Genomic DNA, 13,050 nt, shown 5'->3' on the forward strand with positions numbered 1-13,050 from the left:
CTGACCGCATTGACCGCGCAAAGCGGTCAGAACCTCGACGCTCGGCACCGGAGGGGATGGACGTCGACGCACTCGTCACCGACTTCGACGGCGTGCACACCGACGACGGCGTCTACGTCTCCCAGGACGGCGTCGAGCAGGTGCGCGTCCACCGCGGCGACGGGCTCGGGGTCGGACACCTCCGGTCCGCCGGCGTCCCCCTGCTCATCCTGTCCAAGGAGACCAACCCCGTCGTCACCGCGCGGGCCCGCAAGCTCGGCGTCGACGTCCTGCAGGGCATCGACGACAAGGCGACGGCCCTGCGCGACTGGTGCGCCGCGAACCGGCTCGACCCCGACCGGGTCGCCTACGTCGGCAACGACGTCAACGACCTCCCCGCCCTGCGCGTCGTCGGCTGGCCCGTGGCCGTCGCCGACGCCCACCCCGACGTGCTCGCCGCCGCGCGGGTCGTCACCGAAGCGCGAGGCGGCCACGGCGCCGTCCGCGAGATCTGCGACCGCATCACCATCCACCGGAAGGACCCCGTCATGACCGCCACCTCCACCGCCCCGGCCCAGCCCGTCCACATCGGAGAGCACGCCGTGGGTACCGGCGAGCCCGTGTACGTGATCGGGGAGATCGGCATCAACCACAACGGTGACGTCGAGATCGCCAAGCAGCTCATCGACGTCGCGGTGGCCGCCGGCTGCCAGGCCGTGAAGTTCCAGAAGCGCACCCCGGAGATCTCCACCCCGAAGGACCAGCGGGACAAGATCCGCCAGACCCCGTGGGGCGAGATGACCTACCTGGAGTACAAGTACAAGGTCGAGTTCGAGCACGAGCAGTACTCCGAGATCGACCAGTACGCCAAGGCGCAGGGCGTGCAGTGGTTCGCCTCCCCGTGGGACGTGCCCTCGGTCGCGTTCCTCGAGGAGTTCGGCGTGCCGACGCACAAGATCGCCTCGGCGTCCGTGACCGACCACGAGCTGCTGCGGGCGCTCGCCGACACCGACAAGCCGCTCATCCTGTCGACCGGCATGTCGACCCTGGAGCAGATCGACGCCGCCGTGGAGATCCTCGGCACCGACGACCTCGTGATCCTGCACTCCACGTCGACGTACCCGCTGCCTCCCGAGGAGGCCAACCTGCGCACGATCACCACGCTGCAGGAGCGGTACGGCGTGCCCGTCGGCTACTCCGGCCACGAGACCGGCCTGCAGATCTCGCTGGCGGCCGTCGCGCTCGGCGCCGTCGCCGTCGAGCGTCACATCACCCTTGACCGCGCGATGTGGGGCTCCGACCACGCCGCGTCGCTCGAGCCGAAGGGCCTGTCCAACCTCGTGCGCGACATCCGCATCCTCCAGGAGGCCCTGGGCGACGGCGAGAAGAAGGTCATGCCGGGCGAGCTCGCCCCGATGTCGCGCCTGCGCCGGACCGGCGCCTGAGCGCCCACTCGCCAGCACCGAAGGACCGAAGGGGACGCCGAGCGCATGACCGTCTCACGACCGCAGGTGTCCGTCGTCGTCCCCGCGCGGGACGCCGCCGGGCACCTGCCCGACGCCCTGGGGAGCCTGCAGCGCCAGGACCTCGACCTGTGCGAGCTGGAGGTCGTCGTCGTCGACGACGGGTCCACCGACGACACCCTCGCCGTGCTGGAGGAGGCCTCGTCCCGGCTCCCGGCGCTGCGCTGGGTCCACCACCGCACCCCCCAGGGGGTGTCCGCGGCCCGGAACCGGGGCGTCCGCGAGGCGCGGGGCCGCTGGGTCACGTTCCTGGACCCGGACGACTGGTACTTCCCCGGCCACCTGGCCGCGATGCTCGACGCCGCCGAACGGTACGCAGTCGACTTCCTCGTGTGCGACCAGGTGCAGGCCTACGGCCACGAGCGCCGCCGGGTGCGGGCCCCCGAGCCCCGGCGCCACGTGCCGCTCGACCCGCGCACCGGGATCATGCCCACCTCGCGGTCGACGATGGTCAACTACGTGCAGGTCTCGTCCCGGTTCCTCTCCCGACGGGTGGTCGACGACGGCCTGGCCGTGTTCGACGAGCACCTGCCGACGGCGGAGGACCGGGAGTGGGCCTGGCGCCTGCTCCTCGGCACCCACCGGTACGCCGTGGTGGACGCACCCGGCTACGTGTACCGACGGGCCGTGACGGGCTCGCTCACCGACGTCGGGGACGCCCGCCAGCTCGGCTTCCTCGAGGCCTACGACACGGTGCTCGAACGCCTGCGCCGGGACCGCCTGGACGAGTACGAGCCCAAGGTGCTGCGCGACGTCCTCGCGGTGCTCCACCACCACGTCGCGCGGCGCAGCGCCTACCCCGCCGACGTCTGGGACGCGATGACCGCCCGGGCCCGGCAGACGGTGGGGCGGTTCGACAAGCAGGTCGTCGCCCGGCAGGTCGCCGCGCTCGGACCCGAGCGGGTGCGCGCCGTCCGCAAGCAGGGGGTGCCGTTGTGAGCGACGTGACCACGCAGGTCGTGACGGCCTCCACGCTGTTCGGTGCGGCCACGGTCGCCGCGGCCTGGGACGCGGGCGTGCTGCCCCGGCGGGAGCGGACCGTCCTGGTGGTGCAGCACAACGTGCCGGCACCCGAGTGCTCCGACCCCTTCACCACCGGCCCGGCCTTCGCGGCGCTCGCCGACCGGTTCGACGACGTCGTCGCCTGGAACGACGTGGTGACGCCGTTCCACCCCAAGGAGTGGAAGCCGCGGCCCGCGGACGCGCCGCTGTGGGAGCGCCTCCTGCGCGAACGGTGGGAGCTCGGCGACGGCCCGCTCGAGATCGTCGGGGAGTCCGTGGCCACGCCCCCGACCGGCGCGCTGGTCGCGATCTTCGCCTCGGCCGCCGTCACCGTGTACGCCGACGGCCTGATGGTGTACGGCCCGACCCGGTTCGACCTGCGGCACGAGGTCGGCGGGCGGATCGAGCGGCTGCTCCACCTCGACCTGCTGCCGGGGGTGCGGCCGACGCTGCTCGCCGAGTGGGACGTCCCCGGCGTCGTCGTGCCGGGCGAGTCGTTCCGCAAGATCGTCGGTGCGCTCACCGAGCACGCCGTCGCGGCGGACGTCGCCCGCGCCGAGCGCGAGGGCCCGACGAACGGCCACTCCGCCGTCGTGCCGCGCACGCTCGCCGAGCGGCTGCCCGACGCCGGCTCGTACGCCCTGCTGCTGGGCCAGTACATGGCGGCGATCGGCCTCCTCACCGAGGCCGAGGAGGCCGCGCTGCACCGCCGGATGGTCCAGGTCGCCGCCGACCGCGGGTTCACGCGGGTGCTGCTCAAGCCGCACCCGTCGGCACCCCGCCAGGGCACCGCCGAGCTGGTCGAGCACGCTCGGTCCCTCGGCGTCGAGCTGGAGGTGGCCCCTGCGGCGGTGCTGGCCGAGTCCCTGTACGGCGAGTCGGTGCCCGGCCTCGTCGTGTCGTGCTTCTCGACGGCGCTCGCCACGGCGGGCGCCCTCTACGACGTGCCGACCCAGAACGTCGGTACCCGCATGCTGCTCGAGCGCCTCGAGCCGTACCCGAACTCCAACCGGGTCCCCGCCGTCGCGATCGACGCGCTCGGCCGACCCGGCGGGCGGTGGGCGGACCCCGCGGCGATGCAGCGGCTGGTCCGCGCCGTCTCCTACTGCCAGCAGCCGCAGCTCCTGGCGCGGTTCCGCGACGAGACCGCCGACCTGCTGCGCGAGCTGGACGACACCAGCCTGCGGCTGTGGTTCCGCCGCAAGCGGCTCACCGCGCTGGGGCTGCCGGGCGGGCTGCCCGTGCCGCGCTGGCGCTCGCCACGGGTCGTCGCGATGGCGGACGCCGTGGACCGGCGCCTCCTGGGCGGCCGGCTGCGACGGCTCGTGCGACGGCGGTACGCCGGGGCGGGCGACGACCTGCGGGCCGCCGTCGCCGCCGTGAAGGGCGAGATGGATGGCTGAACCCGACGAGAAGACCCTGCTGCGGCCCGCCGAGGACCTGGCGCCCACGTGCGGCGTGACCGTCGTCGCGTGCGTCCGGGACGAGGAGGCCTACCTCGCCGCGGCCGTCCGGTCGGTGCTGCGGCAGGACCACGACGGCGACCTGCGTCTCGTGCTCGCCGTCGGCCCCTCGCACGACGCCACGGCCGCGATCGCCGCCGGGCTCGCCGCGGAGGACGACCGCATCACCGTCGTGGACAACCCGACGGGGTCGCGCTCGATCGGCCTGAACCTGGCGATCGAGCACGGCACCGGCGCCGACGACTCGTCCGACCACCCCGTCGTCGTGCGGGTCGACGGCCACACCGAGCTGCCGTCGGACTACGTGCGGCGCTGCATCGAGCTCCTGCGGTCCACCGGTGCGGTGGGTGTGGGCGGGGTGATGACCCCCGTGGGTGAGGGCACGGTCCAGGAGGCGGCGGCGCGGGCGATGAGCCACCCGGCCGGCATCGGCCCGGCGTCGTTCCACACGGGCGGCCGCGCCGGTCCGGCGGAGACCGTCTACCTCGGCGCGTTCCGGCGGGCCGCGGTGCAGGCCGTGGGCGGCTACGACCCGACCCTCTTCCGGGCGGAGGACTGGGACCTCTGCCTGCGCCTGCGCCGGGCGGGTGGCCTGCTGTGGTTCGACCCCTCGCTGGTGGTGGAGTACCGCCCGCGGCGCACGCTGGGAGCGGTGGCGAAGCAGTTCTGGCGCACGGGCATGTGGCGGCGCGAGGTCGTGCGGCGGGACCCCTCCACGGCGGGCCTGCGCTACCTGGCCCCACCGGTGCTCGTCCTGTTCCTCGGCCTGGCGCTGCTGCTGGTGGCGTGCGGCGCCGCCGTCGGCTCGGCCGCGGTGGTGGGTGCGGGTGTCGCGCTGCCGGCGGCCTACCTGCTGGGCGTGCTCCTCGCGGCCGGCCACGCGGCGTCGCGCCGACCGGTGCTGCGCCGCCGGGCGGCGCTGGTGCTGCCCGTGGTGCTCGTGGTCATGCACGTGTGCTGGGGCTCCGGGTTCGTGCGTGGCCTGACGGCCAGGGCGGCCGCCGACCACCGCGCCTGACCCTCAGCGGGTGAGCCGGGCGGAGAGCGTCGCGGGCAGCGCCGAGCGCGTCGTCGACCACAGGTACCGCGGCCACGACCAGGGCACGACGGCGGTCCGCGGCTCGAGCGTGCCGGCCCGGGCCCGCTCGGCGAGCGCGCGCACCGCCGGGCCCAGCTCGTCGCCGCGGTGCAGGTAGCCGGCCTCGCACCAGCCGGGCTCGGGCGTGGGGCCGCCGGCGCGCAGGATCGCCGCGACCTCGTCCAGCGCGGCCAGGCAGCCGGAGCCGACGTAGGCCTCGTTGAGCTGCTCGGGCCCCACCCCGAAGTCGGTGAGGAAGACCGTCGGCAGCCCGCGCGCGAGCGACTCCAGCCCGGCCGTCGAGCTCACGGTGAGCAGGGCGGTGCCCGGGGTGAGGTGGTCGGACATCGGGCCGACGGCGAAGCCCACCTCGTCGACCGACCGCCCCAGGCGGCGGTGCTCGGCCGTCCACAGGGCGTCGAGCGGGTAGGGCTCGTTGTGCGTCTGTCGCTCGCCCGTGCGGGCCCGCAGCTTGACCGTGACCTCGAAGCCGTCGTCGGCGAGGCGTGCCAGGCCGTCGAGCAGCCGGACCCGTTCGTCGCGGGTGGTCGGCACCTTCGCCTGGGCCGCCAGGACCACGCGGTGCGGGGCGACGGGCGGCGGGACGTGGTCGGTGGGCGCGCTCGGCACGTCGAGGAACGGCAGCCGCGACAGCAGGACCAGCGGGGCGGCGCCGTGCCGGGCGAACGCGGTCCGGTAGGGCTCGGCCTCGTGGCGGCCGTGCACCACGAAGGCGTCGGCCCACCGCCGCCACCCGGTGCCGTGCTGCGTGGCGGGCAGCGCCATGCCGGGCAGCCCCGTGACCAGTGCCGGACGCCGTCCGGAGCGCGTGGCCCGCAGCACCCGCCGCGCCACCAGCTCGGCGACCGGCCCCGTCGCGGCGACGAGCACCACGTCCGGCCGGCGTGCTCTGACGAGCCGCGCGAGCGCGCCCGGCGACAGCACCGGCGGCGCCGCCAGGCCGGTGCCGGCGACCGCCGCCGCCGACTGCTCGGGCGTCGGTGCCAGGGGAGACCGGACCACGACCGCCGCGGGCACGAGGGCCGGGGTGCCGCGGTCGTCCCGGAGCCGGGCCAGGCTCCACGCCGCCCACTTGAGATAGGAGTCGGAGTCGGCGACCGCGAGGACACGCACCGTCATGCGACGGGGCTGGTGCGCCGCCCCGGCCGGCTGGCCGGCCGGGCCGGGCGCTCGGCGGAGCGTCCGGCGTCGGCCGCCCGCGCGAGGCCCGCGGCGACGCCGAGGTGCTCGCGCAGGGCAGGGGTCGCCCGCGGCGTCCACCAGGAGTCGGGCACGTCCTGCGGCAGCACGGCGACGCCGCGCGGCGTGAGGAGGCGGGTGAGGGTCACCGCGGACGTGGACGGCAGGGAGACGACCCGCTGGTCGGCGCCGAGCCGGCGCAGCCGGATCTCCACCGGGGCGCCCGGGACGTCGACCCGGACCCCGGGCAGCCGCTCGAAGAGCGCGGTGACCAGCGCGTCGTGGCGGCGGTGCGGGATGTAGCGGACCGGCCCGTCGGCGGCGAGACCCGCCAGCCAGGCGGCGTACTGGTCGGCGTGCACCAGCCGGTCGGCGACGAGCCCGGAGCCGACCACCACGGTCGGTTCCTCGATCGCGGGCGGTGCGCCGGCGTCGGACCGTGAGCCCAACCAGGCGAAGGAGTGCTCGACGACCTCGACGCCGAGCGCGGTGAGCCCCGCGGTGAGGCCGTCGTCCAGGGGCAGCATGGTGCACATCGTCAGCCGACCGGCCCGCGCGAGGCGGCGCAGCCGCCGCGTGGTGACCGCGCCGAGTGTGTAGCGCAGGGGGCCCGTCGGGGTGGAAAGCCGGACCATCGGTTCGGCCTCCACGAGCCGCCGGGCCATGTCGAGCGTCGCCAGGCCGTCGTCGACGACCACGATGCGACCCGGGGCGGTGCCGCGCGCCAGGGCGGTCTGGAAGACTCCGGAGAAGGGGTCGCCGACCAGGTGCACGGGGTCGCCGCCGAGCGTCCGGCTCACGGGCCCCACGGTGACGTCGACGCCGTCGGGCAGACCGAGGTCCCGGACGGCGCCGACGGCGGTGGCGAGGGTCGGGACGTCGGAGCGGGCCACGATCCGGGCCTGCGTCGCGGCGGGCGGCGTGACGTGCCCGGCCGCGTACGCCTCGACGGCGCACAGCAGCTGCAGCGGGGACTCGACCAGTGCGCTCACCCGGCCAGGGAAGCACGCAGGGGCGACGGCGTGGTGGCCGGCGGGTTGAGCCCGGATGAACATGCAGGTCGCGTTCGTGCTGCCCTGCCCGGCCCGCCACTACGATGGTGCGGTGCCCAGAACCTCCGGACGCCGCACGGACGCCCCGTTCCCGCAGGGAAGCTACGCCGCCGCCACCTGGTCGATCCCGTCCGACTACGGCGGCATGACGTCGGCGCTGCTGCGCCGCTCACGAACCTTCGTCGAGGAGGCAGGGGTCCCGGTCCAGATCCTGACCTTCTCCGCCACCCTCGACGTCGAGGCGATGCAGACCACGCTCCTCGAGCGTGGCGAGCTGGTCCCGGGGGTCACGCTGCACAACGTGTGGGAGGACATCCGCGCGCTGCCCGACGAGCGGGTCGCGCCCCAGCCGGGCGCCGTCGCGACCGTCCGCACGCAAGGAGCCCCCGGCGAGCTCGTGCGGGTCGAGGAGGACGACGACGGCAGCTCCCTGCGCGAGCTGCACTTCCGCCGGGACGGGACGCTGGCGGCCGTCGACGAGCGACGCCTCTCCGGGCGGCGGGTCACCCTCTACACCCGCGACGGGCGCGAGGGCCGATCGTGGAGCTCGGTCTGGGCGGTGTACCGGAAGTGGACCGACCACGTGCTCGCGGACGAGCCCGCGTACGTGGTGGTCGACAGCAAGTCCTTGACGAAGTTCTTCGCCGCGCTCCGCCGACCGGGCATCTACACGGCCCACCTCGTGCACGGTGCCCACCTGACCGCCGGGGCGACCGATCCGCACGGTCCGCTCTCGCGGACCCGTGTGCCCCTCGTGCAGCACATCGACGACTACGACGCGGTCGTGTTCCTCACCGAGGGGCAGCGACGCGACGTCCTGGACCGCGTGGGCGACCGCGACAACACGTTCGTGGTGCCCAACAGCACCGATCTGCCGTCGCACACCACGACGGCGCGGCCCGACCACCTCCGGGGAGCGATGCTGGCCAGCCTGAACGGGCGCAAGCGCGTGCCGCACGCCATCCGAGGCGTGCAGCGAGCGGCGGCCCGGACCGGACTGGACGTCACGCTCGACGTGTACGGCGACGGGCCCGACCGGGAGAAGCTGACGCGGCTCGCCAAGAAGGTGCCCGGCGTGACGATGCACGGCTACGTCCGTGGTGCGGCCGACCGGCTCGCCGACGCGTCGTTCCTGCTGCTCACCAGCCGCGCGGAAGGGCTCCCGCTCGTCTTCGCCGAGGCGATGGCGCGCGGCTGCGTGCCGATCGCCTACGACATCCGGTACGGCCCGGCGGACATCATCACCGACGGCGTGGACGGGTTCCTCGTGCCGCAGGGGGACGTCGACGCCCTGGCCGCGACGATCGAGCGGTTCGTCACGCTCGACGACGCCGCCATGGAGAGCATGCGGCGCGCCGCGATGGCCACGGCGCAGAACTACTCCGCCCCGGCGGTCGTGTCGCAGTGGGCCGACGTCTTCGCCGACGTCGAGCGTCGCCGCCCTCGGCCGGCGTCGGCGCCCGCCGCGACGTCGTCGCCGGACGCCGACCGCAGCCTGGTCCGGCGGGTGGCCGGTATGCTGCGGCGCGCCCCCCGCTGAGCCGACCTCAGGAGTCCCATGCCCGCCACCCCTCGTGGTGCCACGTTCCGACGGCGCGTCAGGTCCGCCGGCGGCCGGATCATCCGCCGGTTCGGCCTGCTGCCCGCCGGTACCCCTGACGGTCGTGGTGAGGACGCGGCGCTGCTCGGCACGTCGTGGCCCTATGAGGTGCTCGTGTACTTCGCTGACACCCCGGAGGCGCTCTACCAGCTCGAGCAGTGGTACGAGGCGCTGCGCGCGCTGGACGCCGCGCATCCCGTCGTCGTCGTGACGCGGGACTCGCGCACCGCGGCCGCGGTGCGCCGGGACTCCGGGCTGGCCGTCCGCACGGTGGCGCACTACACGACGCTCGACGACGTCCTGGGCCGCTCCACGACCAGGCTGGCGCTGTACGTGAACCACAACCCCGAGAACTTCACCTGCCTGCGGTTCGGGAGCATGGTGCACGCGTCGCTCATGCACGGCGACAGCGACAAGGTCGTCACCGTGTCGAACCAGACGAAGGCCTACGACTTCTCGTTCGTCGCGGGCCAGGCCGCCGTGGAACGGATGGCGCGGTTCAGCACCCTGTACGACGCCCACGCACGCTGTGTGCCGGTCGGGCGGCCTCAGCTCGACGCTCAGCTACGGCTCCGGGCGGAGACCCGACGAGGCCCGGTGCCGACGGTCCTCTACGCGCCGACGTGGGAGGGCGGCCAGCCGTCCGCCGAGTACGGCACCGTGGCCTCGCACGGCCTGCGGCTGGTCCGTACCCTCGTCGAGTCGGGCCGCTACCGCGTGCTGTACCGGCCGCACCCGCTGACCGGGGTGCGCGACGCCGCGTACGGCGACGCCGACGCAGCGATCCGGGAGTTCCTGGACGGCGCGGAGGCGCCGGCGGGCGGGAGCCCGCACGCGACCGACACCCACCGCGACGTCGGGCCGGCGTTCGCGGCCGCAGACCTGCTCGTGTGCGACGTCTCCGGCGTCGCGATGGACTGGCTCGCGACGGGCGCGCCGATCGTGGTCACCCGGCCCGCCGGCGCGGCCGTGATCGCCGCCAGCCCCCTGCTCGACCTGGCCCCGGCGTTGCCCGTGGCAGGGCTTGCGGGGGTCCTCGATCTCGTCGACCGAGAGCTCCGTGAGGACCCGGGTCGTGACGAACGGCTCCGGCTGCGCGAGCACTACCTCGGGGACACCGCTCCCGGCGCGGCGACGCGGCGGTTCGTGACGGCCTGCGAGGACCTCATGACCGTCCGGGACCGTGAGGTCGCTCGCATCGGGCGCGAGCTCAGTCGCTGAGGAGCAGGGCGTCCCGGCGGTCCACGCACCCGACGACGAAGTCCAGGAAGCGGCGGCTGCTCTCACCACGAGCGAACCCGAAGTAGTGGTCGCGCATCCCGGCTCGGGCCTCGTGGAGGGGGTCGCTCGCCAGGTTGGCGGCGAGGAGCGCCGGCAGGTCGTCGACCGTGCTGGCGTCGACGATGTCCACGGCTCCGGCGACCGGCGCGTCGGCGAGCAGGCGCTCACGGTCGGAGCGCCGGTCTGTCAGCACGATCGGGGCGTCCGGGCGCAGGTACAGGAAGTCGAGGCCCACCGACGAGATGTCGGTGACCAGGAGGTCGACACCGTCGAAGAGCCCGAGGATGTCCGCGTCGAAGGGCATGGCGTGACCGGCCGCCGGGCCCTGCTCCGCCAGGAGCCGCTTGATCGCGCTGTGGGCGGCCGCCACCGGCTTGTCGTCGGTCGTCAGCACGCGGGGGTGCGGCTTGTAGATCACGCGGACGTCGTCGCGCGCGAGCAGCGCGCGCACGATCGCGACCCCGTAGCTGTCGAGCGACGTGTAGTTGTTGGCGTCGTCCTCGCCCGACCACGTCGGCGCGTAGAGCACCGTCCGGCGCCCGGCGGACGGCGCGAGGATCGGCTCGACCTGCAGGTCGAGCTGCGGCCGGCCGCACACGACCAGGCGCTCGAGGTCGAAGCCGATGAGTGCGCGCCGGTGCCGCTCGACAGCCGCCTGTCCCGCCACCACGACGTGGTCGTACGCCTTGGCCTGGTTGGACACCATGGAGATCTTGTCGGACTCACCGTGGTTGACGTGGACGTGCAGGCCGCGCTGGTAGATGAGCGACTGGAAGTTCCGCATGCCGTTGTTGACGTAGATGATCGTCTTGGCGTCGACCTGGTCGTAGATGCGGCGCAGCCCGTCGAGCTTGCGCGTGAAGAGCACCGGCAGGCTCGTGGAGGCGCGCAGCAGCGTCGTCGTCGCCCAGTTCCGGGTGACGATCGCGAGCGGGCGGTGCTGCGCCACCTGCTCGAGCACGGGCAACCACTGCTGGATCTGGTAGCCGAGCTCCGGCGGGTCGGCGAAGTAGACGACGACGGGGTAGCGGGGCAGCTCGTCGAGCTCCGGGTCGAACAGCGGAGGCTCACCGACCACCGACTGCCGGACGAGGCGGTTGGCCAGGCTCCCGACCTTGAGCAGGAGGCGGCCGAGGCGTGCGCGGCCCCGATCGACGAGCGAGCGACGCGGCGGGCTGACGGGGGACATCCGTTCCTTCCGAGGGGGCGGGGGCCGAGGGCACACCGAGTATTCCACGCTGACCGGCGTCGGCCACCGACGGCGCCACGGTACGATCGACGGGGCCGGAAGACCACGGCCCCACCTCCCAAGGACAGGTAAGAAACCTTCGTGACCACCGACATCACCGCAGGGGCCACCTCTGGTGACCGTGGGACACCGGACCGCCCCGACGAGCGGCCCAGCCCGCCGGAGCCACCGGAGCCGATCACTCCCACCATGTCGTCGGCCGAGAGGCGGGCGCTCGCCGACCGGTACGGCCTGACGAAGATGGGCGTGCGGCCACCCCTGTGGTCGTACATCAAGGACGTCGCCTCGCGGTGGGCCTTCATCCGGGTGCTCGGCACGGCGACCGCGTACGCCAAGAACCAGAACACCTACCTCGGGCAGCTCTGGGCGATCCTCAACCCGGTGCTCAACGCCACGGTGTACGTGATCATCTTCGGGATCATCCTGCAGACGAGCCGCGGGGTCGAGAACACGATCGCGTTCATCGTGATCGGCGTCTTCCTGTTCCGGTTCGTCGAGCAGTCGGTCAACGGCGGCGCGCAGTCCATCAACAAGCGGACCAACCTGATCCGTTCGCTGCACTTCCCCCGCGCGGTGCTGCCGATCTCCAACGTGGTGTCGCACCTCGCGACGCTCGTGCCCGCGCTCTTCGTGATGGGTCTCATCGTCCTCGCGTCGGGCCTGCTGCCAGGCTACGACCCGGTGCACGTCACCTGGCAGTGGCTGCTGCTGATCCCCGCGGTCGCGCTGATGTGGGTCTTCAACATGGGGCTGGCCTTCGTCATGGCGCGCGCCGTGGCCATCACGCCGGACCTGGACAACATCATCTCGTTCGTCCTGCGCTTCGCCATGTACGGCTCCGGCGTGATCTTCCCGCTGGCGCACTACGTCGGCAGGCTCCCGGACTCGGTCCAGGTCTGGCTGGAGCCGGTGCTCACGTATCAGCCGATCGCCGTCTACCTCTACCTGGGGCGTTCGTCCCTCATGGACGAGGAGGCGTTCGTCCAGGAACCGATCATGTGGATCCTCGGTGTGGTCTGGGCGGTCGTGTTCTTCGTGGCGGGCTTCATCATCTTCTGGCGTGGCGAAGAGAGGTACGGACGTGACTGACGACGTGAGCGAGGCCGACGCCCACCTCGACTTCGACATGGAGCTCGAGGAGGACGACGCCGGCCAGAACGCGCAGAGCATCCCGTTGGGCGATCCCTGCTTGGTGGTGGACGACCTGCACATCGTCTTCCGGGTGTTCGGCGGCAAGCAGCGCGCGCGGGCGCATCGCTCGGGGGCAAAGGTCCAGAAGGCGGCACCCGTCAAGCGCAGCTTCGTCAAGCGGCTGCTCGGGGCGGGGCGGCAGCACGTCGGTGCCGTGAGCGAGGTGCACGCCGTGCGTGGCGTGTCGTTCACCGCCCGCCACGGCGAGTCGATCGGGATCGTCGGGATCAACGGGTCGGGCAAGTCGACGCTGCTGCGCGCCATCACCGGGCTCATCCCGCCGCATTCCGGGGCCGTCTACGTCGACGGCGAGCCGGCGCTGCTGGGCGTGAACGCCGCGCTCATGCCGCAGATGACCGGTTCGAAGAACATCGAGATCGGGGGCCTCGCCCTGGGCATGACGCCCAAGGAGGTCGACGAGAAGTTCGACGA

General features: G+C 73.6%; 11 protein-coding genes and 1 pseudogene. 9 read left to right on the forward strand and 3 right to left on the reverse strand.

What is annotated here, in order from left to right:
- Positions 1 to 56: 56 nt before the first annotated feature.
- The 5 genes and pseudogenes from MWU57_RS17285 to MWU57_RS17305 all read left to right on the forward strand — a co-directional run.
- Positions 57 to 416: pseudogene (locus MWU57_RS17285) on the forward strand (KdsC family phosphatase); the annotation flags it as partial.
- Between the two features lie 111 nt (positions 417 to 527).
- On the forward strand, positions 528 to 1,424 hold the full coding sequence (locus MWU57_RS17290) for an N-acetylneuraminate synthase family protein (protein WP_246910934.1): 897 nt from the start codon (positions 528 to 530) through the stop codon (positions 1,422 to 1,424).
- 45 nt (positions 1,425 to 1,469) lie between these two features.
- Positions 1,470 to 2,441, forward strand: coding sequence for a glycosyltransferase family 2 protein (locus MWU57_RS17295; RefSeq protein WP_246910910.1), 972 nt, complete (start codon positions 1,470 to 1,472; stop codon positions 2,439 to 2,441).
- Positions 2,438 to 3,907: an alpha-2,8-polysialyltransferase family protein gene (locus MWU57_RS17300; protein ID WP_246910913.1), complete on the forward strand. Its 1,470-nt coding sequence runs from the start codon at positions 2,438 to 2,440 to the stop codon at positions 3,905 to 3,907. The genes MWU57_RS17295 and MWU57_RS17300 overlap by 4 nt, the downstream gene beginning before the upstream one ends.
- A complete protein-coding gene (locus MWU57_RS17305; RefSeq protein WP_281495889.1) occupies positions 3,900 to 4,985 on the forward strand; it encodes a glycosyltransferase family 2 protein in 1,086 nt (361 codons plus the stop codon). The genes MWU57_RS17300 and MWU57_RS17305 overlap by 8 nt, the downstream gene beginning before the upstream one ends.
- A 3-nt stretch (positions 4,986 to 4,988) precedes the next feature.
- On the opposite strand, the gene MWU57_RS17310 is transcribed toward MWU57_RS17305, so the two are convergent.
- The gene (locus tag MWU57_RS17310) at positions 4,989 to 6,185 is read right to left on the reverse strand and encodes a DUF6716 putative glycosyltransferase (RefSeq protein ID WP_246910915.1); all 1,197 of its coding nucleotides are present in this window, start codon (positions 6,183 to 6,185) and stop codon (positions 4,989 to 4,991) included.
- Positions 6,182 to 7,237, reverse strand: a complete 1,056-nt coding sequence (locus tag MWU57_RS17315; RefSeq protein WP_246910918.1) for a hypothetical protein — start codon at positions 7,235 to 7,237, stop codon at positions 6,182 to 6,184. Before MWU57_RS17315 ends, MWU57_RS17310 begins: the two co-directional genes overlap by 4 nt.
- Before the next feature lie 112 nt (positions 7,238 to 7,349).
- On the opposite strand from MWU57_RS17315, the gene MWU57_RS18520 reads away from it, so the two are divergent.
- Both MWU57_RS18520 and MWU57_RS17325 read left to right on the forward strand, forming a co-directional pair.
- Positions 7,350 to 8,837 (forward strand): glycosyltransferase, encoded by a 1,488-nt coding sequence (locus MWU57_RS18520; RefSeq protein ID WP_246910921.1) that lies wholly within the window; start codon positions 7,350 to 7,352, stop codon positions 8,835 to 8,837.
- Between the two features lie 18 nt (positions 8,838 to 8,855).
- Positions 8,856 to 10,118 carry a CDP-glycerol glycerophosphotransferase family protein gene (locus tag MWU57_RS17325; RefSeq protein ID WP_246910924.1) on the forward strand — a complete coding sequence of 421 codons (1,263 nt, stop codon included), beginning with the start codon at positions 8,856 to 8,858 and terminating at the stop codon, positions 10,116 to 10,118.
- Here MWU57_RS17325 and MWU57_RS17330 read toward each other — a convergent pair.
- Entirely contained in the window at positions 10,108 to 11,367 is a 1,260-nt protein-coding gene (locus tag MWU57_RS17330; protein ID WP_106267818.1) for a CDP-glycerol glycerophosphotransferase family protein, read from the reverse strand. The genes MWU57_RS17325 and MWU57_RS17330 overlap by 11 nt on opposite strands.
- Before the next feature lie 141 nt (positions 11,368 to 11,508).
- On the opposite strand from MWU57_RS17330, the gene MWU57_RS17335 reads away from it, so the two are divergent.
- Positions 11,509 to 12,516, forward strand: a complete 1,008-nt coding sequence (locus tag MWU57_RS17335) for an ABC transporter permease (RefSeq protein WP_246910928.1) — start codon at positions 11,509 to 11,511, stop codon at positions 12,514 to 12,516.
- A partial coding sequence (locus tag MWU57_RS17340; protein WP_246910931.1) for an ATP-binding cassette domain-containing protein occupies positions 12,509 to 13,050 on the forward strand: 542 nt, incomplete at its 3' end. The genes MWU57_RS17335 and MWU57_RS17340, both read left to right, overlap by 8 nt.

Source organism: Isoptericola sp. S6320L, from assembly GCF_023015685.1.
Lineage (GTDB): Bacteria > Actinomycetota > Actinomycetes > Actinomycetales > Cellulomonadaceae > Isoptericola > Isoptericola halotolerans_A.

Bases quoted from the DNA above. Each gene is read 5' to 3' on its own strand.
- MWU57_RS17290 (WP_246910934.1), top strand. From the start codon at position 528: ATGACCGCCACCTCCACCGCCCCGGCCCAGCCCGTCCACATCGGAGAG.
- MWU57_RS17295 (WP_246910910.1), top strand. From the start codon at position 1,470: ATGACCGTCTCACGACCGCAGGTGTCCGTCGTCGTCCCCGCGCGGGAC.
- MWU57_RS17305 (WP_281495889.1), top strand. From the start codon at position 3,900: ATGGCTGAACCCGACGAGAAGACCCTGCTGCGGCCCGCCGAGGACCTG.
- MWU57_RS17310 (WP_246910915.1), bottom strand. From the start codon at position 6,185: ATGACGGTGCGTGTCCTCGCGGTCGCCGACTCCGACTCCTATCTCAAG.
- MWU57_RS17325 (WP_246910924.1), top strand. From the start codon at position 8,856: ATGCCCGCCACCCCTCGTGGTGCCACGTTCCGACGGCGCGTCAGGTCC.
- MWU57_RS17330 (WP_106267818.1), bottom strand. From the start codon at position 11,367: ATGTCCCCCGTCAGCCCGCCGCGTCGCTCGCTCGTCGATCGGGGCCGC.